This window comes from Pseudomonas glycinis, assembly GCF_054871425.1.
In genome coordinates, this window is record NZ_JBTYHF010000005.1 from 148,182 (window position 1) to 168,589 (window position 20,408).

General features: G+C 59.5%; 19 protein-coding genes. 10 read left to right on the top strand and 9 right to left on the bottom strand.

Features of this window, described 5'->3' with window-relative positions:
- The first annotated feature begins 134 nt into the window (after nucleotides 1-134).
- The gene (locus ACYSTU_RS13760) at nucleotides 135-1,637 is read left to right on the top strand and encodes an aldehyde dehydrogenase family protein (protein ID WP_498999333.1); all 1,503 of its coding nucleotides are present in this window, start codon (nucleotides 135-137) and stop codon (nucleotides 1,635-1,637) included.
- Nucleotides 1,638-1,808: 171 nt separating this feature from the next.
- Here ACYSTU_RS13760 and ACYSTU_RS13765 read toward each other — a convergent pair whose 3' ends face one another.
- Nucleotides 1,809-2,468 (bottom strand): carbonic anhydrase, encoded by a 660-nt coding sequence (locus ACYSTU_RS13765; protein ID WP_498999336.1) that lies wholly within the window; start codon nucleotides 2,466-2,468, stop codon nucleotides 1,809-1,811.
- 58 nt (nucleotides 2,469-2,526) lie between these two features.
- Nucleotides 2,527-2,994, bottom strand: coding sequence for a cyanase (cynS, locus tag ACYSTU_RS13770; protein ID WP_130900439.1), 468 nt, complete (start codon nucleotides 2,992-2,994; stop codon nucleotides 2,527-2,529).
- Between the two features lie 122 nt (nucleotides 2,995-3,116).
- Here cynS and cynR point away from each other — a divergent pair, with 122 nt between their 5' ends.
- A complete protein-coding gene (gene cynR / locus ACYSTU_RS13775; protein ID WP_498999339.1) occupies nucleotides 3,117-4,004 on the top strand; it encodes a transcriptional regulator CynR in 888 nt (295 codons plus the stop codon).
- A gap of 253 nt (nucleotides 4,005-4,257) precedes the next feature.
- On the opposite strand, the gene ACYSTU_RS13780 is transcribed toward cynR, so the two are convergent.
- A complete protein-coding gene (locus tag ACYSTU_RS13780) occupies nucleotides 4,258-4,587 on the bottom strand; it encodes a hypothetical protein (RefSeq protein WP_041480831.1) in 330 nt (109 codons plus the stop codon).
- A 542-nt stretch (nucleotides 4,588-5,129) separates the two neighbouring features.
- Nucleotides 5,130-7,073 (bottom strand): DNA topoisomerase III, encoded by a 1,944-nt coding sequence (locus ACYSTU_RS13785; protein ID WP_498999343.1) that lies wholly within the window; start codon nucleotides 7,071-7,073, stop codon nucleotides 5,130-5,132.
- 191 nt (nucleotides 7,074-7,264) lie between these two features.
- Between ACYSTU_RS13785 and ACYSTU_RS13790 the strand changes: the two genes are divergently transcribed.
- Nucleotides 7,265-7,627, top strand: a complete 363-nt coding sequence (locus ACYSTU_RS13790) for a DUF427 domain-containing protein (protein ID WP_024013262.1) — start codon at nucleotides 7,265-7,267, stop codon at nucleotides 7,625-7,627.
- A 52-nt stretch (nucleotides 7,628-7,679) separates the two neighbouring features.
- On the opposite strand, the gene ACYSTU_RS13795 is transcribed toward ACYSTU_RS13790, so the two are convergent.
- Nucleotides 7,680-9,302 carry an MFS transporter gene (locus ACYSTU_RS13795; protein ID WP_024013261.1) on the bottom strand — a complete coding sequence of 541 codons (1,623 nt, stop codon included), beginning with the start codon at nucleotides 9,300-9,302 and terminating at the stop codon, nucleotides 7,680-7,682.
- Nucleotides 9,303-9,434: 132 nt separating this feature from the next.
- Entirely contained in the window at nucleotides 9,435-11,096 is a 1,662-nt protein-coding gene (locus tag ACYSTU_RS13800; RefSeq protein ID WP_498999347.1) for a GMC family oxidoreductase, read from the bottom strand.
- Between the two features lie 133 nt (nucleotides 11,097-11,229).
- Here ACYSTU_RS13800 and ACYSTU_RS13805 point away from each other — a divergent pair, with 133 nt between their 5' ends.
- The 6 genes from ACYSTU_RS13805 (at nucleotide 11,230) to ACYSTU_RS13830 (ending at nucleotide 16,209) form a co-directional block, all read left to right on the top strand.
- Complete coding sequence (locus ACYSTU_RS13805) at nucleotides 11,230-12,114, top strand: LysR family transcriptional regulator (protein ID WP_016775104.1); 885 nt, start codon at nucleotides 11,230-11,232, stop codon at nucleotides 12,112-12,114.
- Between the two features lie 198 nt (nucleotides 12,115-12,312).
- A complete protein-coding gene (locus ACYSTU_RS13810; protein ID WP_016775103.1) occupies nucleotides 12,313-12,660 on the top strand; it encodes a metalloregulator ArsR/SmtB family transcription factor in 348 nt (115 codons plus the stop codon).
- 27 nt (nucleotides 12,661-12,687) lie between these two features.
- The gene (locus tag ACYSTU_RS13815) at nucleotides 12,688-13,158 is read left to right on the top strand and encodes an arsenate reductase ArsC (RefSeq protein ID WP_101155199.1); all 471 of its coding nucleotides are present in this window, start codon (nucleotides 12,688-12,690) and stop codon (nucleotides 13,156-13,158) included.
- A gap of 9 nt (nucleotides 13,159-13,167) precedes the next feature.
- Complete coding sequence (gene arsH, locus ACYSTU_RS13820) at nucleotides 13,168-13,866, top strand: arsenical resistance protein ArsH (protein ID WP_217878428.1); 699 nt, start codon at nucleotides 13,168-13,170, stop codon at nucleotides 13,864-13,866.
- 148 nt (nucleotides 13,867-14,014) lie between these two features.
- A complete protein-coding gene (locus ACYSTU_RS13825; protein WP_498999352.1) occupies nucleotides 14,015-15,556 on the top strand; it encodes a phospholipase effector Tle1 domain-containing protein in 1,542 nt (513 codons plus the stop codon).
- Nucleotides 15,556-16,209: a DUF2931 family protein gene (locus ACYSTU_RS13830; RefSeq protein WP_110645605.1), complete on the top strand. Its 654-nt coding sequence runs from the start codon at nucleotides 15,556-15,558 to the stop codon at nucleotides 16,207-16,209. The genes ACYSTU_RS13825 and ACYSTU_RS13830 overlap by 1 nt, the downstream gene beginning before the upstream one ends.
- Before the next feature lie 106 nt (nucleotides 16,210-16,315).
- Here the strand turns inward: ACYSTU_RS13830 and ACYSTU_RS13835 are convergent, their stop codons facing one another.
- The 3 genes from ACYSTU_RS13835 to ACYSTU_RS13845 all read right to left on the bottom strand — a co-directional run bounded on the left by ACYSTU_RS13835 (nucleotide 16,316) and on the right by ACYSTU_RS13845 (nucleotide 18,997).
- On the bottom strand, nucleotides 16,316-17,419 hold the full coding sequence (locus ACYSTU_RS13835) for a DNA alkylation repair protein (RefSeq protein WP_498999355.1): 1,104 nt from the start codon (nucleotides 17,417-17,419) through the stop codon (nucleotides 16,316-16,318).
- Nucleotides 17,420-17,421: 2 nt separating this feature from the next.
- Complete coding sequence (locus ACYSTU_RS13840) at nucleotides 17,422-18,027, bottom strand: glutathione S-transferase (protein ID WP_016775097.1); 606 nt, start codon at nucleotides 18,025-18,027, stop codon at nucleotides 17,422-17,424.
- A gap of 61 nt (nucleotides 18,028-18,088) precedes the next feature.
- The gene (locus ACYSTU_RS13845) at nucleotides 18,089-18,997 is read right to left on the bottom strand and encodes a MurR/RpiR family transcriptional regulator (protein ID WP_016775096.1); all 909 of its coding nucleotides are present in this window, start codon (nucleotides 18,995-18,997) and stop codon (nucleotides 18,089-18,091) included.
- A gap of 405 nt (nucleotides 18,998-19,402) precedes the next feature.
- Here ACYSTU_RS13845 and ACYSTU_RS13850 point away from each other — a divergent pair, with 405 nt between their 5' ends.
- Nucleotides 19,403-19,807 (top strand): TraR/DksA family transcriptional regulator, encoded by a 405-nt coding sequence (locus tag ACYSTU_RS13850; protein WP_016775095.1) that lies wholly within the window; start codon nucleotides 19,403-19,405, stop codon nucleotides 19,805-19,807.
- Nucleotides 19,808-20,408 lie beyond the last annotated feature (601 nt).

Below are 20,408 nucleotides of genomic sequence, written 5' to 3' on the forward strand. Positions count from 1 at the left end.
GGTCGGCACATTCAGCATCGATGTCGTCTGGTCGGACGCTTTCGAGCAGGCTCGCTCCCACCGGGTGCAGTGTTGCTTTGCAGGATCGTGTTCTATACATTTTCCGGCCGCCCTCTGCATGGTGAATCCGCTTCATGTCTCTTGCGCTCGAACGTCTAGTTGCTGGCACGCCGATCCCTTTCGCTGGTAACCGCGTCACCGTGGTCAGCCCCGAACTGGCCGCGCGGTTTCAGCCCGGTGACCATCTGCTGGTCGAGCAGGTCAGTGGCGAGTTGTTGCTGATCCCCGTGGCCGATCAACAGGCCGCCTCGGTGGCAATCGAGCGTGCGGCTGCGGCATTCACAGCGTTGTCGGCGGTGTCCGATGAAGCCATCAGCCGATTTTTCGATCTATTCGCTCAGCGCCTGGAAAACCCTGAATGCTGGACGCAGATCGAAGCCGCCAACCGCGCCGACATCGAACGGGCCAAAGCGCGCGGCCGCTCGACCACACGCTTGCTCGCTGATGAACGCATGCGCCGCGACATGATCGCCGGGCTGCGCGCCTGGCGTGATGCGCCACCGACCAGGGGCAAAGTGATCAGCAGTGTCGAGCACGATGGCTGGAAGGTTGAGCAAGTGATCTCGCCGCTGGGCATCGTCGCGTTTGTCTTCGAAGGCCGACCCAACGTATTTGCCGACGCCGCCGGGGTGTTGCGCACCGGTAATACGGCTGTGCTGCGCATCGGCAGCGATGCGTTGGGCACTGCGCAAGCCATCGTCACTCACGCGCTGAATCCAGCACTGGCCGAAGCCGGCTTGCCGGTGGGGGCGGTGTCGTTGGTCGAAAGTGTCAATCACGCCGCTGGTTGGGCGATGTTTGCCGATCGGCGTCTGTCGCTGGCGGTGGCGCGCGGCTCGGGCCGTGCGGTCAGTCAGTTGGGCAGCATTGCTCAACAGGCCGGCACTGCCGTCAGCCTGCACGGTACCGGCGGCGCGTGGCTGATCGCCGACCGTGACGCCGACGCCACTCGCTTCGCGGCAGTGGTGCGCAACTCGCTGGACCGCAAGGTCTGCAATACCCTGAACGTCTGCCTGATTCAGCGCGAACGCGCCGATGAGCTGGTGCCGCTGTTCCTCGATGCCTTGAAAGACGCCGGTACTGCGCGCGGCCAAGGCTGCAAATTGCACATCGTTGCGGGCAGTGAAAGTTGCCTGCCAAGCGAATGGCAGAACGCAACGGTCGAGGTTTATCGCGCCGAGGGTTACCAGACCGAAGCGCTGGCCGAGTCTTTGCCCGAGTCGGAGCTGGGCCGCGAGTGGGAATGGGAAGAAACCCCGGAAGTCAGCCTGATGATTGTCGACGATCTGGATCAGGCGATTGCGCTCTTCAACCGTTACAGCCCGCAATTCACCGTGTCGTTGATCAGCGTGGCGGCGGCGGTTCAGGAACGTTTCTACAATGCGGTGAATGCCCCGTTCGTAGGCAACGGCATCACCCGTTGGGTCGATGGCCAGTACGCGTTGAACAAGCCTGAGCTGGGTCTTTCGAACTGGGAGAGCGGGCGCCTGTTTGCGCGTAGCGCGATTCTTTCTGGCGATGGCGTGTTTACCGTGCGTAGCCGGATGACTCAGGTTGATCTCACGGTAAAACGCTGACTTGAAACCCGGACCGCGCCGTGTAGGAGCTGCCGAAGGCTGCGATCTTTTGATCTGATCGTTCCCACGCTCCGCGTGGGAATGCCTCTAGGGACGCTCCGCGTCCAGTGACGCAGAGCGTCACGGGCTGCGTTCCCACGCGGAGCGTGGGAACGATCATCGGCCGGGGCGTCAGGCTGCGTTGGAAGTCTTAGCGCTGATTGCGCAGGTCTCAGGTTGCGTGGCCAGCGGCACAAAGGTGCGGCGATCGGAAGAGAGCGCGTCGATCGAGCCGGTCTCGATGTCGTACACCCAGCCATGCAGATTCAGCCGCCCTTGCTCCTGGGCCAGGCGCACACTCGGGTGGGTCTGGATATTCGCCAGTTGCGCGATCACATTCTCGCGCACCATCGAACTCAATTTCGCCGCGTCGCTGCCATGCACGCGCGCTTCGTTCATCACCTTCGCCGACTCGGCATGCTGCAGCCAGCCGCTGACGGCGGGCAGGTGATCCATGCATTCGCACTGGGCGATCGCCGTCATTGCGCCGCAATCGGAGTGGCCGCAAATCACGATATCGGTCACCCCCAGTACCGCCACCGCATACTCCACCGTCGCCGAGACCCCGCCCGGATGCGGGCTGTAGGAGGGCACGATATTGCCGGCGTTACGGATCACGAACAGTTCGCCGGGCTCTTGCTGGGTCAGCAGCTCAGGCACCACGCGACTGTCGGAACAGGTGATGAACAGCGTGCCGGGTTGCTGAGTCGTGGCCAGATGTTTGAACAGTTCGCTGCGTTGCGGGAAGGCTTCGTTCTGGAATTTCAGGAAGCCGTCGATCAGGGCTTTCATGGGCGTGTCCTCGTGGCAGTAATGAGATGGCCCGCACGCAGGATGCGGGCCGGGCGCATTAGAACGGGCGCAGCGGCAGGAACTTGCCGTCGAGCGTCACCACCGCGCGGGAGCCGCCTTCCGGGTCTTCGACTTTTTTGATGTCCAGTTTGAAGTTGATCGCGCTGATGATGCCGTCACCGAACTGTTCATGAACCAGTGCTTTCAGCGTGGTGCCGTAGATCTGGATCATTTCGTAAAAACGGTAGATGGTCGGATCGGTCGGCACGCCGCTGAGGCTGCCACGCAAAGGAATGATCTGCAGAGCGGCGACGTCATCGGCGTTGAGGTCAAGCTTGTCGCCGACCACTCGAGCAGCGTTTTCCGGCAGCGGATGCTGGCCGAGCAGGGCGGCGGTGACGTAGGCCAGGCTGAGGCCGGCGCCGTCAGCAAGATCCTGCCACGACAGATCTTTCTTCGCCTTGGCGTCGAGAACGCGGGTGGTCAGGGCCAGGCTATTGTCGTTGTAGGCGTGGGACTGTTGCATGGTGTCACTCCTTTCAGGGGTTGGCTTGCTGTGTGTGGAAGCAATGTTGCGCCGGTCGATTCATAGCGTCCAAGACCGATATACAATGCTTCGCATAAGCCCTGCCTATAGATGGTGCCCTCATGCTGTTGCGACATTTGCGTTATTTGCTCGCCGTTGCCGATCACGGTGGCTTCACCCGCGCCGCCGAAGCGCTGCATGTGTCGCAGCCGACGTTGTCGCAGCAGATTAGGCAACTGGAAGAAACCCTCGGCGTGAGCCTGTTCGATCGCACCTCGCGCACGGTGAAGCCGACAGATGCCGGCGTGGCTTACATCGAGTGCGCGCGGCGCGTGCTGGTGGAGCTGGAGGCCGGGCAGCGCGCCTTGCACGACGTGAAGGACTTGTCCCGCGGCACCCTGCGCCTGGCGATGACGCCGACGTTCATGGCGTATCTGGTCGGGCCACTGGTGCGCGACTACCGGGCACGGTTTCCCGGGATTCATCTGGAGATCTTCGAGTTGTCGATGGACGACATCGAGGCCGGGCTGGCGGATGACTCGCTGGATGTCGCGATCGCGTTTACCCCGGTGCGCAATGCCGATATCGAATGCATACCGGCGTTTACCGAGACGCTGGGGATCATGGTCGGGCCTGGGCATCCGCTCTATGACAGCCCTTCGGTGTTGACGCCGGTGGAGGTTGCTTCACTGGATTTCGCCTTGCTGGCGCCGGGCTTCATTACGCGGTTATTGGTGGATGAGTATTTCCGTGAGCACGGGATTACGCCGCAGGTGCGGATTGAAGTGAATTCGGTGAGTACGTTGCTGGAAGTGGTGCGGCATGCGCCGCTGGCGACCATGCTGCCCGAGGCGATTGCCAGCGAAGACCGCGCGTTGCGCCGCTTGCGGGTCGAAGGGGAGGCGCCACAGCGTGGCGCGGCGTTGTTGCGGCGCAGAAATAATTATCACAGTGCGGCGGCGTTGGCGTTTGTGGAGCTGGTGCTCGGCATGAAAAGCCCCTCACCCTAACCCTCTCCCAGCGGGAGAGGGGACTGACCGAGGTGTTTGGTCAAGTTACTCCGACCTGAACGAGCTTCGTTGACTCATAATCGCCACGGTCATTCAGGTCTACGGTTGAGCTGAGGCAACTCGGTCGGCTCCCTCTCCCTCGGGAGAGGGCTGGGGTGAGGGGCGACGGGGGCACTCACGCCGCAAAACTCAAAAGAACAACAAAGGGCCTGCTCCCAATCGGAAGCAGGCCCTTAGTTAAACAACCTACAACTCAATACAACCGATCAATCACCCGAACTTCATTCTGATTCTGCATCGAATCCCACGCCTGTTTAAGCGTCTGCAGCACACTTCCAATGAAGTCCTTGTCGGCCGCAGCCTTCTTGCCGACATAACCGTGGCCGCGGCGGTACATCTTCAGGCGGGCCAGCAGGTTCTGGTGGTTGCGGTCGAATTCTTCTTCGCCAGCGTGAGGCGACAGGCAGTCAATGTGTACCTGGCCCGACTTGCTGATCCAGAGAATATGGCTGTCGTGGCTGTCTTTCTGCGCCGCGAACATACGCGCCAGTTCTTCAATGGTGGGTTGATTGTTCAGATTCATTGTTATGCCCCTTGACCAGTCTGGTGATCTTTCAAAGTTGATTCGCTAATACAGGTAGCCCATCGGTTAGTTGATCCCTGGCACCGAAACCAGGACGTCAGCGCTCGCCCGTATGAAGTACGGGGTCATGCATCTGTTGCATGTAGTCGTGTTGAATAACTGCTACGCAATAGCGTCACAACGAGGAGAAGCAGCGAAAACCGGGAGGCTCCTTGACGACAATCCAGTGTCGGCCACAAGCGTCTTGAGAATTTTCGCCAGCGCTTCTCGTCCTTGTACTGGACGTTCAGGCCAGGTCAGCTTCTTCAATCTGCCTTGTGGGCAGCGTGTATCCGGAAAAAACAACTCGGCGGTCAGACGAGTTTGCTCAAGCGTGTTACCAGTGCTCCCGATCGGGGAACGTCTTCATCATGCAAAAGCAAAACGATGCCGTCAACGGTTTTGTAGTGATTATTTTCAAGCACTACATATTGTCGGACAAAGCTGTTTTGGAATGAGAAAAGGTCCGTTTCAGCAACGTAGAGAAGGGAACCTCAAGGGATTCATCGAGTCGCCGGACGCGCCGTGCGTTTGCGCGTACCGGCGGCTTTGCTGGCCGTCGACTTGCGCTTTTTTTTCCACGGCGCTGCGGCTTTGCCGGCAGGCGGCGGGCCGCTGATGGTCAGGCTGAGGGCTGAGCAGCGGCTGACCTGCTTGCTCATCCACGCAGCCTGTTTGGTGACGAATTCTTCCAGACTCATCTCGCCGCTTTGCACCATGTCCAGCGCCTGTTCCCAGATCGCCGTAGTGCCGGGATCGGCGATCGCGCGCGGTACCGCATCGATCAGGCTGAACGCCGCAGGTGTCGCCGCCAGTGCCTTGCCGTTCTTCACCAGATAACCACGATCCAGCAGCCCTTGGATGATCGATGCGCGGGTAGCTTCCGTGCCGATGCCGGTAGTGTCCTTGAGTTTCTGTTTGAGCAGCGGATCCTCGACCAGTTTGGCGACGTTCTTCATCGCCTTGATCAGATCGCCTTCGGTGTAGGGTTTTGGTGGCTGCGTCCACAGATCCTTGAGATTCACTTTCCCCACAGCGCATTCGACGCCTTGGCTGAGGGTCGGCAAGGTTTGCGGCGCGGGGGCTTCGCGGCCCCTGGCCGGTGCCAGTGCTTCGGGCAATGCGCGCTTCCAGCCCGCTTCGATGATCTGCTTGCCGACCGCGCGCAACGCCTGCCCGTTGCAATCGAAATCGGCCTGGGTGCGATCGTATTCGTGATTGGGCAGGAACTGCGCCAGGTAGCGCGCACGAATCAGCGTGTACACCGCGCGATGCTTGCCGGTCAGGCGTTCGAGGTTCTTCGCGGCGATGGTAGGGATGATGCCGTGGTGAGCGCTGACCTTCGCGTCATTCCAGGCCCGCGAGCGCCGCTGCGGTTCGAGATGCCTCTGCAAAGGTTCAAGGCTCGGATCGGCCTGACGCAACGCTGTGAGGATCGATGGCGCCTCACTGTGCTGGCTCAATGGCAGAAAGCCGCAGTCACTGCGCGGATAGGTGATGACTTTGTAGGTTTCATACAGGGCTTGAGCGATGTCGAGGGTTTCCTGCGCACCAAGGCCAAGCTTTTTCGAGCAGACTTCCTGCAAGGTGCCAAGATCGAAGGGCAGGGGCGCGACTTCGCGCATGCGCTCGGTTTTCAGCTTGATCACCCGTGCGCTGTCTGCACTGCTGATCGCCGCCGCTGCTTGTTGCGCCAACGCCTGATTCAGGCAGCGATCCTGATCATCACAAACGTCTGATGGTGCGCGCCACTGTGCGGTAAACGTCGTGCCGTTGTGCAGCAAATCCACGTCGATTGCCCAGAACGGTACGGGGACGAAATCGGCGATGCTGCGGTCGCGGTCGACCACCAGTCGCAGGGTGGGCGTCTGCACTCGGCCCACAGGCAGCACGCCCTGATAACCCGACTGCCGGCCCAACAAGGTGAACAACCGGCTCATGTTCATGCCGATCAGCCAGTCCGCCCGCGATCGGCCCAGTGCCGAGTGATACAGACTGAACGTCTCTGCGCCCGGTTTCAGCGCTGCCAGCGCCTTGCGAATCGACGCTTCGTCCAGCGCCGACAGCCACAAGCGGCGGATCGGCCCGCGATAGCGGCAGTGCTCGACCAGTTCCCGAGCGATCATCTCGCCCTCGCGGTCGGCGTCGGTGGCGATGATCAGTTCGCTGGCCTCGCCAAGCAGACGTTTCACCGCTTTGTACTGACTGGCGGTGCGCGGCTTGACGGTCATTTTCCATTTGTCGGGAATGATCGGCAGATCAGCCAGCAACCAGCGCTTGTAGCGCGCGTCGTAGGCATCCGGCGGCGCGGTTTCGAGCAAATGGCCGATGCACCAGGTCACTGTGAGGTCCGTCCCCAACCAGCAGCCGTCGCCGCGACGCCTGGCGCCGAGCACGGCCGCAATGTCTTTGGCCTGGGAAGGTTTTTCACAGAGGTACAGCCGCATAGCTACCATCGCTGGTTGGTTTGTGGGAGCGCACAGGATGGCTGGAGTCTGCGACGCGAGCAACTTTTATCTGTATGGATATACAGATAAAAGCGTTGCAGGAGGTTTAGCCGTTCGGCCGTAATCCAGTCGAGCTGCGCAACCATCAGCTATACCTGAACCGGTCTCTTCGCCGTCTTCAGGAGAACCCCATGAAAAGCCCCAGCCCCGTGATCAGCGTTGAACAACTCAGCGGCTGCCTGCTGGTGAAATTCCACGGCATCCAGGTCGCCGCGTCCTCCCACGCGCTGATCCTCAATGAGGCCAACTATCCGCCGGTGTACTACATCCCGCGCGAAGACATCGACGAAAAATACTTCGCCCGCACCGACCACACCAGCTATTGCCCGTACAAGGGCGACGCCAACTATTTCAGCCTGCAAGTGCCCGGACATGAGGGTGCCAACGCGGTGTGGACGTACGAAAACCCGAAGGTCTCCGTCGCACCGATCCGCGACTACGTGGCCTTTTATCCGGACCAGGTGACATTCGAAGTGATCAAGGCGGACGCCTGAAGCAAAAAATGGCGAGAGAATCGCTTCCCTCGCCATTGTGTGAGCGGGTTTTTCAGTTCTTGTCGAGATCGATATTCTTCGTCTCACGCAGACAGATCATCCCCACCACCAGGCTCACCCCGGTGATCAGCACCGGATACCACAGCCCGTAGAAAATATCCCCGGTGTACACCACCAGCGCAAACGACACGGTGGGCAGGAAGCCGCCAAACCAGCCGTTGCCGATGTGATAGGGCAGCGACATCGACGTGTAGCGAATGCGGGTCGGGAACAGTTCGACCATCAGCGCCGCCAGCGGTCCGTAGCACATGGCCGAGATGATGATCAACGCGACGATCAGGGCGACGATCATCGGTTTGTTGATCTGCTGCATATCGGCTTGTTGCGGGTAGCCGGCGAGGGTGATCGCGCCGCGCAGTGCCGCCTCATCGAAACCATCCAGCTTCACGTCGCCGACACTCACTTGCACGGCGCTGCCCGCAGGTGCTGCGACGCTGGAGTAGGGCAGGCCTTGTTTGACCAGGAAGGTCTTGACCTTGTCGCAGGGGCTGTCGAATTTGGCCTTGCCCACCGGATCGAACTGGAAGGTGCAAGTGGCGGGGTCGGCGAGGACGGTGATCGGCGCCTGACGGCTGGCCTGATCGATTGCCGGGTTGGCGTAATGGGCCAGGGATTTGAAGATCGGGAAGTACAGCGCGGTGGCCAGCAGCAGGCCGAGCATCAGCACGGGTTTGCGTCCGACCTTGTCCGACAGCCAGCCGAAAAAGATGAAGAACGGCGCGCCGATCACCACGCTGATGATCAGCAGACTGTTGGCCACCGCCGGGTCCATTTTCAGGAACTGGGTGAGGAAGAACAGCACATAGAACTGCGCAGCGTAAAAGGTCACCGCTTGCCCGGCGTTGATGCTGAACAGCGCGATCAGCACGACTTTGAGGTTTTCCCATTTGCCGAAGGATTCGCGGATTGGTGCCTTCGAGGTTTTGCCTTCTTCCTTCATCTTCAGATAGGCCGGCGACTCGTGCAGGCTCAGGCGAATCCAGGTGGAAATACCCAACAGGACGATCGACAGCAGAAACGGAATGCGCCAGCCCCACACCTCAAACTGGTCGCCGGTGAAGTAGCGGCAACCGAGCACTACCAGCAGCGAGAGCAGCAGGCCGAGGGTCGCGGTGGATTGAATCCAACTGGTGTGGAAGCCGCGTTTGCCGATCGGCGCATGTTCGGCCACGTAGGTCGCCGCACCACCGTATTCGCCACCGAGCGCCAGGCCCTGAAGCATGCGCAGCACCACCAGAATGATCGGCGCGGCGATGCCAATGCTGGCGTAGGTCGGCAGCAGGCCGACGCAGAACGTCGCCACGCCCATCAGAATGATCGTCGCCAGAAAGGTGTATTTGCGCCCGATCATGTCGCCCAGGCGGCCGAACACCAACGCGCCGAACGGCCGTACGATGAAGCCGGCGGCGAACGCCATGAGCGCGAAGATGAATGCCGTGGTGTCGTTGACCCCGGCAAAAAACTGCTTGCTGATCACCGCCGCGAGGGCGCCGTAGAGGAAGAAGTCATACCACTCGAACACCGTCCCGAGTGATGAAGCGAAGATGACTTTCTGCGTGGCGTTGCTGGTCTCGGCGCTGCCCGCAGCGTCCAGCGGCTGAACGTGTTCTGACATATCGGTATCCCTCACAGTGATTGTTTTTGTTGTTCCACTGGTGTTGCGTGTCCGGTAATGCGCGATGCCTGAGTCTGGTGATGATTCCTGTGGGAGCGAGCCTGCTCGCGAAAGCTTTTTGCCAGTCAACTCCTAGGCTGAGTGAGCTACCGCATTCGCGAGCAGGCTCGCTCCCACATGGGAAATATCTGCAGATCTGGACAAAATCAGTTGTGCCGCCTTCTCGGCAATCATCAGCGTAGGCGAACAGGTATTGCCCGAGGTAATTCTTGGCATGATCGACGCATCGGCAACGCGCAGACCCGGCACGCCATGCACGCGCAATTGCGCATCGACCACTGCGTCACCGTCGTTGCCCATGCGACAGGTGCCGACCGGATGGAAAATCGTCGTGCCGATTTTCGCCGCCGCTTCATGCAATTGTTCTTCGCTTTGCAAGCTGTCGCCGGGCAGGTATTCGACCGGTTTGAACGCTTGCAGGGCAGGGGCGCTGACGATGCGCCGAGTCAGGCGAATCGCATCGGCGGCGACGCGCAGATCTTCTGGATGGCTGAGGTAATTGGGCTGGATCAGCGGCGCCGCTTGCGGATCGGCGGAGCGAATCTCGATGCGCCCACGGCTCTGCGGGCGCAGGTCACACACCGAGGCGGTGAACGCCGGGAAGCTGTGCAGCGGCTCGCCAAAGCGCTCCAGCGACAGCGGTTGCACGTGATATTGCAGGTTCGCCGAGGTTTGCTCGGGGCCGGAGCGGGCAAACGCGCCCAACTGACTCGGCGCCATCGACAACGGCCCGCTGCGATCGTACAGATAACGCAGGCCCATGCCCATCTTGCCCCACACGCTGCCGGCGATCTGGTTCAGGGTACGGGCGTTTTCCAGCTTGTAGATCAGGCGCAGTTGCAGGTGATCCTGCAGATTGCCGCCGACCCCCGGCAGCTCATGAATCACGCCTATCCCTAAGCGTTCGAGCAGCGGCCGCGGACCGATCCCGGAGCGCTGCAGAATGCTCGGCGAGCCGACCGAGCCGGCGCACAAAACAATCTCCTTGCGCGCCTTGAACTGTCTGGTCTGGCCTTCATGCTGCGCGTTGACTTTCGCCGCGCGGCCATTCTCCAGCAAGACACGATCAACCTCGACGCCGGTCAGCACAGTCAGGTTCGCCCGGCTGCGCAGCGGTTTCAAAAAGGCCTTGGCCGCGTTCCAGCGCACCCCGGCTTTCTGGTTGACCTGAAAGTAGCCGCAGCCCTCGTTGTCGCCCTGGTTGAAGTCATTGATGCTGGCGATGCCGCTTTGCTCGGCAGCGCTGCGAAAGGCATCCAGAATCGGCCACGACAGGCGCTGCTGTTCGACCCGCCATTCACCCTGATCGCCATGAAATTCAGCGCCGCCGGCAAAGTGATTTTCGCTCTGTTTGAACAGCGGCAGCACGTCTTTCCAGGCCCAGCCCGGATTGCCCTCTGCCGCCCAGCCGTCATAGTCGCCGGCCTGGCCACGCATGTAGATCATGCCGTTGATCGACGAACAGCCGCCCAGCACCTTGCCGCGCGGATAACTCAGCGCGCGGCCATTGAGGCCCGGTTGTTGTTCGGTTTTGAAGCACCAGTCGGTGCGCGGGTTACCGATGCAGAACAGGTAACCCACAGGAATGTGAATCCAGGCGTAGTTGTCGCGTCCGCCGGCTTCGAGCAGCAACACCCGTTGCTGTGGATCCGCTGAGAGCCGGTTGGCCAGCAAGCAACCGGCGGGGCCGGCGCCGACCACGATGTAGTCGAATTCATCCAGGGACGTGTGCATGCCCTGACCTCGCTTTTTGTTTTTATTGTCGGACACTCTAGTTGTTAGCTTTCGTTAAAAGAATGTTAGTTTTTGCGCAGCCGCTGTGCGTTTTCAAACAGCCCGAAGTGACGACAGCTGACAAGGACCTGCCATGTTCGACTGGAACGACCTGCGCTTTTTTCTCGAGCTGCAACGCAGCGGCCGCCTGCTCACCGCCGCGCGCCGGCTCAACACCACCCACGCGACGGTGGCGCGGCATATTGAATCGATCGAGAAAAGCCTCGGTACGGCGCTGTTCGTCCAGCACGCCCAGGGCTATGAAATGACCCCGGCGGGGGAGGCGCTGCTCAAGCACGCCGAAGCGATGGAAAACGTCGCGCTGCTGGCGCAGGAAGAAATCACCCAGTCCACCGCGCCGCTGGGCAAGATCCGCGTCGGCGTCACCGAAGGCCTCGGCATCAAGTTCCTCGCCAGCCGCATGATCGGTCTGTTCGAGCGCTATCCGGGGCTGGAAGTGGAACTGGTCGCCGTGCCGCGCTTTGTCAGCATCCTCAACCGCGAAGCGGAAATCAGTATCCACCTCGAACGGCCATCCGCCGACATGCTGGTCACGCGCAAACTCACCGACTATCGACTCGCGTTGTATGCCAGCCAAACCTACCTCGACAACGCACCGCCGCTGCACAGCCGTGAAGACCTGGGCCGGCATGCGTGGATCGGTTACGTTGACGACCTGCTGTTCAGTCAGGAACTGATGTTCCTCAACAGCTTCTGCCGCAGCCCGCGCGTGGTGTTTCACAGCACCAGCGTCATTGCCCAGCAGGAAGCGGCGCGCTCGGGGTTGGGCATCGCCGTGCTGCCGTGTTACATGGCCGCGTCCGACCCGGATCTGGTGGCACTGTTGCCGGATGAAAGCATCGAGCGCAGCTACTGGATCAGCACCCGCCGGGAGCTGCATAAATCGGTGCGGCTGCGGGTGGTCTGGGATTATGTGGTGGGGTTGTGTGAGGCCGAGCAGGGGCTTTTACGCGGTTAAACCTGGCGCATCCAAATCCCCCTGTGGGAGCGAGCCTGCTCGCGAAAGCGGTGTATCTGATACGCAAACCTCGCCTGACCCACCGCCTTCGCGAGCAGGCTCGCTCCCACACGTTTATTCACCGTGGCTGCTTTCACGGGTTGATAAACATATGGATATCCGTATATTCGATTTCCCGCATATGGCGAGCCGATCACCATGATCACCCCCACCGAAGTCTTCAAAAGCCTCGCCGATGAAACCCGCGTCCGCGCCATCCTGCTCATCGCCGAGCAAGGTGAACTCTGCGTTTGCGAGTTGATGTGTGCGCTCGACGACAGCCAGCCGAAAATCAGCCGCCATCTCGCGCAACTGCGCAGTAATGGTTTGCTGCTCGACCGCCGTCAGGGCCAGTGGGTGTATTACCGCCTCAATCCGGAACTGCCGGCATGGATTGGCGAAATCCTTCAGCTGACATCCAAGGCCAATGCCGATTGGCTCAAGGACAACGCCGCGCGCCTGCAAAACATGGATGGCCGTCCCGTGCGCGAACGCGCCTGCTGCTGAATCTTCCACTATCTACGGAGCGCATCGATGCGAGTCCTGTTCATGTGCACGGCCAATAGCTGCCGCAGCATTCTTTCCGAAGCCATGTTCAATCACCTGGCTCCCGCTGGTTTCCAAGCGGTGAGTGCCGGCAGTTTTCCCAAAGGCCAGGTTCTGCCGCGCAGCCTGTCGACGTTGCAAAAGCACGGCATCGCCATCGACGGGTTGCACAGCAAAGGCAACGATGCCTTCGCAAACAACCCGCCGGATATCGTCATCACTGTCTGCGACAAAGCCGCCGGCGAAACCTGTCCGGTGTATTTCGGTCCGGCACTGAAAACGCATTGGGGACTGGAAGATCCGTCCGAAGTGCAGGGCGACGAAGCGGCAATCGACGGGGCGTTCCAAGCCACTCTGATGCGCATCGGTGAACGCTGCCAAGCCTTCCTCGATCTGCCGTTTCACTCGCTCAGTCGTGAGCAACTGAAAGCCGAACTCGATCGCATCGGCACGCTGTAAGGAGGCTTCATGACAAATCATTTGCCCAACCTCGACGCAAGCCTGATCGACGCTGTTAAGCCATCGAATGTCGGCGAACACAAACCGCGCATCCTTCTTCTCTACGGCTCGACCCGTGAACGCTCCTTCAGCCGCTTGTTGGTGGAAGAGGCCGCGCGCCTGCTCGAACACTTCGGCGCCGAAACGCGGATCTTCAACCCATCCGGTTTGCCATTGCCCGACGACGTCCCGGTCGACCATCCCAAGGTCCAGGAATTGCGCGATCTGGTGTTGTGGTCGGAAGGCCAGGTCTGGTGCTCGCCAGAACGCCACGGCGCGATGTCCGCCGTGTTCAAAGCACAGATCGACTGGATCCCGCTGGAACTCGGCGCTGTGCGCCCGACCCAAGGCAAAACCCTGGCGGTGATGCAAGTCTGCGGCGGCTCGCAGTCGTTCAACGTGGTCAACCAACTACGCGTCCTCGGCCGCTGGATGCGCATGTTCACCATCCCCAACCAATCCTCGGTGCCGAAGGCCTACATGGAGTTCGACGAGGCCGGGCGGATGAAACCTTCGCCGTTCTACGACCGTGTGGTGGATGTGATGGAAGAACTGGTGAAGTTCACCATGCTGCTGCGTGGGCAGCAGGCGCATCTGGTGGACCGCTATTCCGAGCGCAAGGAAAGTGCTGAACAGTTGATGGCGCGGGTGAATCAGCGGTCGATTTGACCCGCCATCCCCAGCCAGGCTCATTCCTTTTTGGGAGTGAGCCTGCTCGCACTGACGCTCCATGGCTGGCACACCGCCACGGCTTGCACCGCCCCCTCCCGGCTGTCACCCTTCTGGCCGTTCTTCAAGGATCAGAAGGAATCAAGGATTGAGTGGCTACGTTCCAAACCCGCCGAAAAACTATCGCTACGAAGAAGCCAAACCCGTCGACATACACGCCCAGCATTGGGCCGAGTATGAGAAGCATGGGAAAGAGCCTGCGCGCGCGCCTGAGAAAATCGGGATTGCGTTGAGGATCGGGGTGTTCTTTGATGGCACGGGCAACAACGCGAACAACTCAGCTGCGGGGTTGTTGTGTGGTGCTCAGCATCCGATTGCGCCTGAGGATATTCCCGTCAGTTGCCAGCCTTATATGGGTGATCCGGATAGTAGTTATGGTAGCGATGTCAGCAATGTGAAGAAGCTGAGCGAACTGTATGGAGCAACACGACTCGCTGAGGGAGAAGGGCCACGAAAGAGAGCTTTCGGTATGGTCTACGTCGAAGGTATAGGTACCCGTTCAGGTAAAGAAGACAGTAAATTCGGCGCCGGTACAGGACGTGGTGAAACCGGCGTTGCAGGGCGAGTCCAGTCCTGTTTCGCGGTGATCGAACAGCGTATCACTGAAGTATTGGACAAAAATCCCGGTAGTGAAATTGCTTCGTTGACTTTCGACACGTTTGGCTTTAGTCGCGGTGCCGCAGCCGCCAGACATTTCGCCAACGAGATAGTGCGTGGCAAACAAGGGCCTTTAGGCGACATTCTCCGCAGTATGTCCGATGCCCTCAGTTCGACCTTTGTTGATCAGTATCACAGCGACATCAACGTGGGCTTCATTGGGCTGTTCGACACGGTACCGTCGATTGCTGGATGGTCCAATCTGGGCAACATAAAAAGCGCAGTCGCAACGGGGGTCAAACTCTATCTCGACCGACGTTATTTCACCGACGTTGTGCAGTTGGCTGCGCGGGATGAATGCAGGGCTAACTTTGCTCTCAATCGAGTAGCGATGGATCATCCGGAAATCGTCTTGCCGGGTGTGCATTCCGATGTGGGTGGAGGTTACCTTGAGGACGCTGAAGAGTGTGTTCTCGTTAGCCCAATGCAGACGCTAGAGGTCGGTACGTATACTGACGTCGCTACCACATCGATCTACCAGGATGCGATCAATGTGAGAAATCAGTGGCTAGCCAAGGGTTGGCCGCTCGAAAATCTCGAGATCGTTACGCCACCGCCATTACTGCTACCGGTCAGCCCTCAGGATCGACTTAGTCCTCGAGTCAAGCGAGTCTATGCGGCCGTCCAACTCAAGCGTCCGGTGAGTGGATTACTGTCGAGAGTGAGCCTGCGCGTGATGCATCAACTCGCCAGAGCCAAAGGCGTTCTCTTCGAAGACATTCCCGAGACGCCAGACTTCGCCGTTCCTGAAGAACTCAAGCCCATGTGTGATCGTTTTGTCTCCGGCGACTACAGCACCACGCCAGAGGAGGAGCAAATACTCAAACTCAAGTACATTCACACGTCCGCCAACTGGAACCATCCGCTTGGCAGGAGAGATGGGAGTGGCATCAGAGCTGTTTACATCAACGCCCCCACGGAAGATGCAATCCGAGTAAAGCACCCACACGTACCTGACTGGACGCTTTGGTAATGAAGTTATTTACAGCACTGCTGTGTACGCTTTTTGTGGCTGGTTGTAATGCCGACCCGCTGTCAGCAAAAAACGACCCTAAATCCCCTTGGTGGGAGCTCGGGTTTACCGAACCCAACTACATGAAGGTCTGGGTTGAAGACACTGCTGTGGAAGATATAAAGGGAAAGACATTTTTGCGTACCGGTGGTGGATCGGCATCGGGCGGGCAACCTGAAGACGGCACCGAATCGGCGCGTGGTTGGGACGGAGTGGGCGCGTCCGCAAAAGCCGTGGTCGGCGCTGATCTCCCAAAAAGAATTTTTGTTCGCTGGCAGTCCATCGTAGAGCCTCAAACTTATCGGGCTTGGGTAGATATACCCGAAGAAGCCAGGCAAATGATGCGGACTTCGGTCGCGCAGCGCTGCGCGAAAACACCAGAGCGGCGGAGTACCTATATTTCATCGGTCTATCTGGGCCTGGCGCCTGGCGGCGTTGTGCAGGTTTGGGTCAGAGACGAGTGCCACCATCCGATCAAGGTCGCTAGAGCACAGGCAGAGATCGAGCCTTTAGGACCGAGTCAGGGTAAGAACCAAGGACGCTACGCCTATCCCGTCAGCGAAAAGTCCAAGCGCTATATCGAGAAATTCGGCATCCCGTACGGAAGTTGGTAAGCGCTGAAGCCGTGAGTCGTCCACTGTGCCGCCGCGCTCAATATCGATGCACGGCTGCCAGTGAACTGATCCGCTACCGGCTCTTTTGGTGAATAAACAACTCACCTCAAATCAAAACGTCAAACGCCGCGCTCCCCAACACCTCCCCATTAACCATCACCTGCACCCCATGTCGCCCGGCAAAATGCTTGCGCGTCGTAAAATCCTTGATGACTTGATTCCGTCGCACTACCTCAGTCCCGAAACCCGCTAATGCCAGAGTCTTCAACTTGAAAACCTTCCTCGAAACCCCGCCATTCGCCTTCACATACTCAATTGCATAATCAATCACCAGCCTTTGCTCGTGCGCCACCATGGACTTCACCGTAAACGACAAAGTAATCGCTTCCCCCAACCTCACCACCGTAGGCTCAACCTGCACATCCAACAACTCAACCTCAGCCTTCGCCCCCGCGCCAATCACCGTCAACGCGCGCACGTCGCCCTGTTTGATCAAACTGCGCAGCGCATGCTTGGCAATCCAGGCCGTATGCTTGTTGTCCAGCGACCAACCTTCAATCGTGTCCAACACCCACTCCGGATGCACTTTCGTTACATCATTCAAATGATTCGCCACCGACTTGCGCACGTACAAGCTCTCGTCCGCCTTCAACCGATCCAGTATCCCGGCGGCCAGCAGCGGATCCGCCTGCACCGCTTCCAGGCGAAACGACCACGGCAGGCGAGGGCGGCTGCCTTCGCTGGCTAGGCGTCGAACGTGGTGGTTTTCGTCTCGGGTCCAGTCGTGCATTCGTTCCAGCGAGCGCTCGAGGTCGCTGCGCAAAAAGTAGCGGATGGCGAATTCGGAGGAGCCGAAGGTGGTGAAGTACTTCAGCGCGTCCATTGAGGTGTCGAACGCATGGGCGCCGTAGCTCGCGACGTAGTGTGGAAGGCACATGCTGACAAAGCCGCTGTTCAGCCGTGGCGCGAGTTCGAACAGCACTTCGAGGGAATCTTCGTAGTCCAGCGGCAGCACGGCATGCAGGCTTTCGCTGACACGCGCCATGCGTTGCATCACTGATAGTTCAGCGAGTCCGTCCTGGGCGTGTTTGAGAAACGTCTTGGACTTGAACGCCGGGTACACCGCGCTCATTTCGTCAGCGATGTGCTGCAAGCGCTCGGCGTTGAAGATTTCCTTTAACGCCGGGGCGGCGGTGTCGGTGGAGCTCATGATCAGTTCATCGGTGTGTTGATGAACGCATCGGTGCCTTCTGCGTAGGCGGTGTACTCGGCGATACGCGCAAAGCGTGCTGCGTCGATCTGATCGGGTACGACGAGTTCGGTGAAGCTCCAGGCAACCGCCAGGCTGATGCCGGTCTGGGCGAGGGAGCCGTCGACAGGCAAGTCACTGTCTTCAAGTTCTTTTTCCAGTGCGGTAAACGCGGCGGCGAGCTGGCTTTCGACGCGTTCGACCCACGGCTGATATTGAATGTCGGCCGGGCGCAGGTTGCGTTCGTAGTAAAGCTGCACGGCTTTTTCGCAGGCGGCGAGACTGAGGCCGATCAGGCGCAGGGCTTGAGCGCGTTGTTTGAGATCGCTTGGCAGCAGGCTTTTGCCGCAGCTGGCTTCGAGGTAATCGAGGATGAGGGTCGAGTCCATCAGGACCACGCCGTCGTCGAGGATCAATGTGGGCGCCTTGACCACAGGGTTGATCTGCTGAAATCGTTCGAAGTGGCGGAACACCGAGACCGACTCGTGTTCGAGGTCAATCCCCAGGCATTTGGCGGAGATTGCTACGCGGCGCACGTAGGGGGAGTCGAGCATGCCGATCAGTTTCATGACGCGTTCCTTCAAGTCGAACCGGTGGGAACGCATAACCTAGCCGAGCGAGAGGCAATTGTCAGTCGTCGAATCCGGGTTGTTCGTGAATCTCATCGACATTCAGTTCCAGCCGATAGGCCACCGCCACAAACAGCGCCTGGCACAAACACAGCGTCGCACTCAGCGAACGAAAGGCCAGCGCACTGCCTTCATTGACCAGCAACACGCTATTGGCAAGTTTCGCCAGTGGCGAAAGAGGGCTGTCGGTGATGATCAAGGCATTGGCGTTCTGCTGCCGGGCGAAGCGCAGGCAGTGCTGGGTTTCCCTAGCGTAGGGCACGAAACTGATGGCAATCACCAGATCGTTGGCGCGCACGCTGCGCATTTGTTCGCGATAGCCGCCGCCGATGCCGGAAACCAGATGAATGCGTTTCTGCGTGTGCTGCAGGTTGTAAACCAGATAGTCGGCGACGGCGAACGAGCGGCGGACTCCGACCACATAGATGTCGTCGGCATTGACGATGAGATCGACGGCCGTATCGAACGCCACCTCGTCCAGTTCGCGGCCCAAGCGTTCGATGCCCGAGAGCGTTGCGTCGATGCATTCGCGGGCCAGGTCGCCGCTGTTGGCGGTCTGCGAGTTGTTGGCGATCAGGCTACGGATGCGTTGCTGATAGTTTTGCGCTGGCGTGGTTTTGTGCGTCCAGGCCTGGCGGAACAGCGCCTGCATCTCGCTGAAGCCGCTGAACCCGAAACGTTGCGAGAAACGCACAATGGCTGACGGATGCACTTCGCACTCGCGGGCGATGTCGCTGATGCGCTCGACCATGATTCGCTCGCTCTGCTGGCTGATGTAGCTGGCTACGCGTTTGAGCTGGCGCGGCAGCGCGTCGTACTCTTCGCTGATCATTTGCAGCAGGCGCTCGGCGTTGACCGGCGGGCCGGCGAAGGAAATTTCGTCTGTGGCCGGCAGAGCGGGGCGGGGCATGGGCAGCATCCTTCAGGCGAGTTGAGCACGCGGTGGGCCTGATAATAGAAGGGCTGCGTAAGCTCTGCCGGGCTGAAACGATGCACCTTGCGAGAATAATCCCGGCTGTCGCTGGCGGGATGGTTAGCCGTTTGTCTTCTATATACAGCCGCTGGACTGAATTTCTTGCTATAAACGCACTCCGATGGCCGTGTGAAGCCTGTGTCAGAGCAGTTTCCAGGTCCTGTCGGACAAATTCCCTGTATTTACAGTTGCTGAGGTCTTGATCGGGCCTTAGACTGCCGCCCCTCGTAAATTGAGTGCCGGGTGGCGTTTGCAATAAAACGATGCCTTTTCGACGGCCGACACGGTTCGCCGAAACGCTCCCTTATTCGCCTTAATGCACGTTTTTTTATAGAGATATCAATGACAAAGGACAAGTTGCTGGCTATGCCGGCAGATGACTACATGAATGCAGAGCAACACGCTTTCTTCACTGAGCTGTTGCAGAACATGAAAGTCGAAACCCACGAGCGCATTGAGCAAAATCGTATCGCCATCGAAAGCCTGGATACCCCGGCTGACCCGGCGGACGCGGCTTCGGTTGAAGAAGAGCGCACTTGGCTGGTCAACGCGATCGATCGCGACCAGCGCATGCTGCCGCAACTGGAACAAGCCCTTGAGCGCATCAAGGACGACAGCTTTGGCTGGTGCGACGACAGCGGCGAGGCCATCGGCCTGAAGCGCCTGCTGATCAGCCCCACCACCAAGTACTGCATCGAAGCTCAAGAGCGTCACGAGCAGATCGACAAGCACCAGCGTCAGGCCTGATTCCATGGCGGCCCCTTGAATAGGGGGCGCCTGCAAGAGATCGCAGCCTTCGGCAGCTTCTACATGGAGTTGCGGGAGGCTGCGATCTTTGTTTTTGCTCGTCTGCGCTATTTCCCCCGTTGTTCCATTGACCTGCCACAGACCCCACGACTAACGGACCATGGATAATGGCGTTGTAGTGGCGTTTAATGCAGTCACAACAATGAGAACAAACGTGGGGTGATCAAGATGACGAGAGATGGATCTCTGGTTGCGGCGCTGCCCGCACCAGTGCTTTTGCCGAAAAACCGCTGGATCGCGCCGACCCTGCAAAGCATCGCCCTGATGCTGTTGCTGGCCGGCATGGCTATGGCCGAGTGGTCGCTCTACCTCGGCATGCCGCTGGCGGTGCTGATTGTCTGGCTGCCGCGCCTGCGTTCGCGCAACGTTCCTGTTGCTGTCCCGGTCGATAGTGCGAGCGCATTGTCCGCACTGACTCGCGATCTCTCCTACACCACCAGTCACAACGCACTGTCTGCCGCCGGCGTGGCGTTTTCGGTCAAAGCGCTCGCCAGCAAACTTGAATCGCAACTCGACGCGGCAGCGCAGATCGTCAGCAATG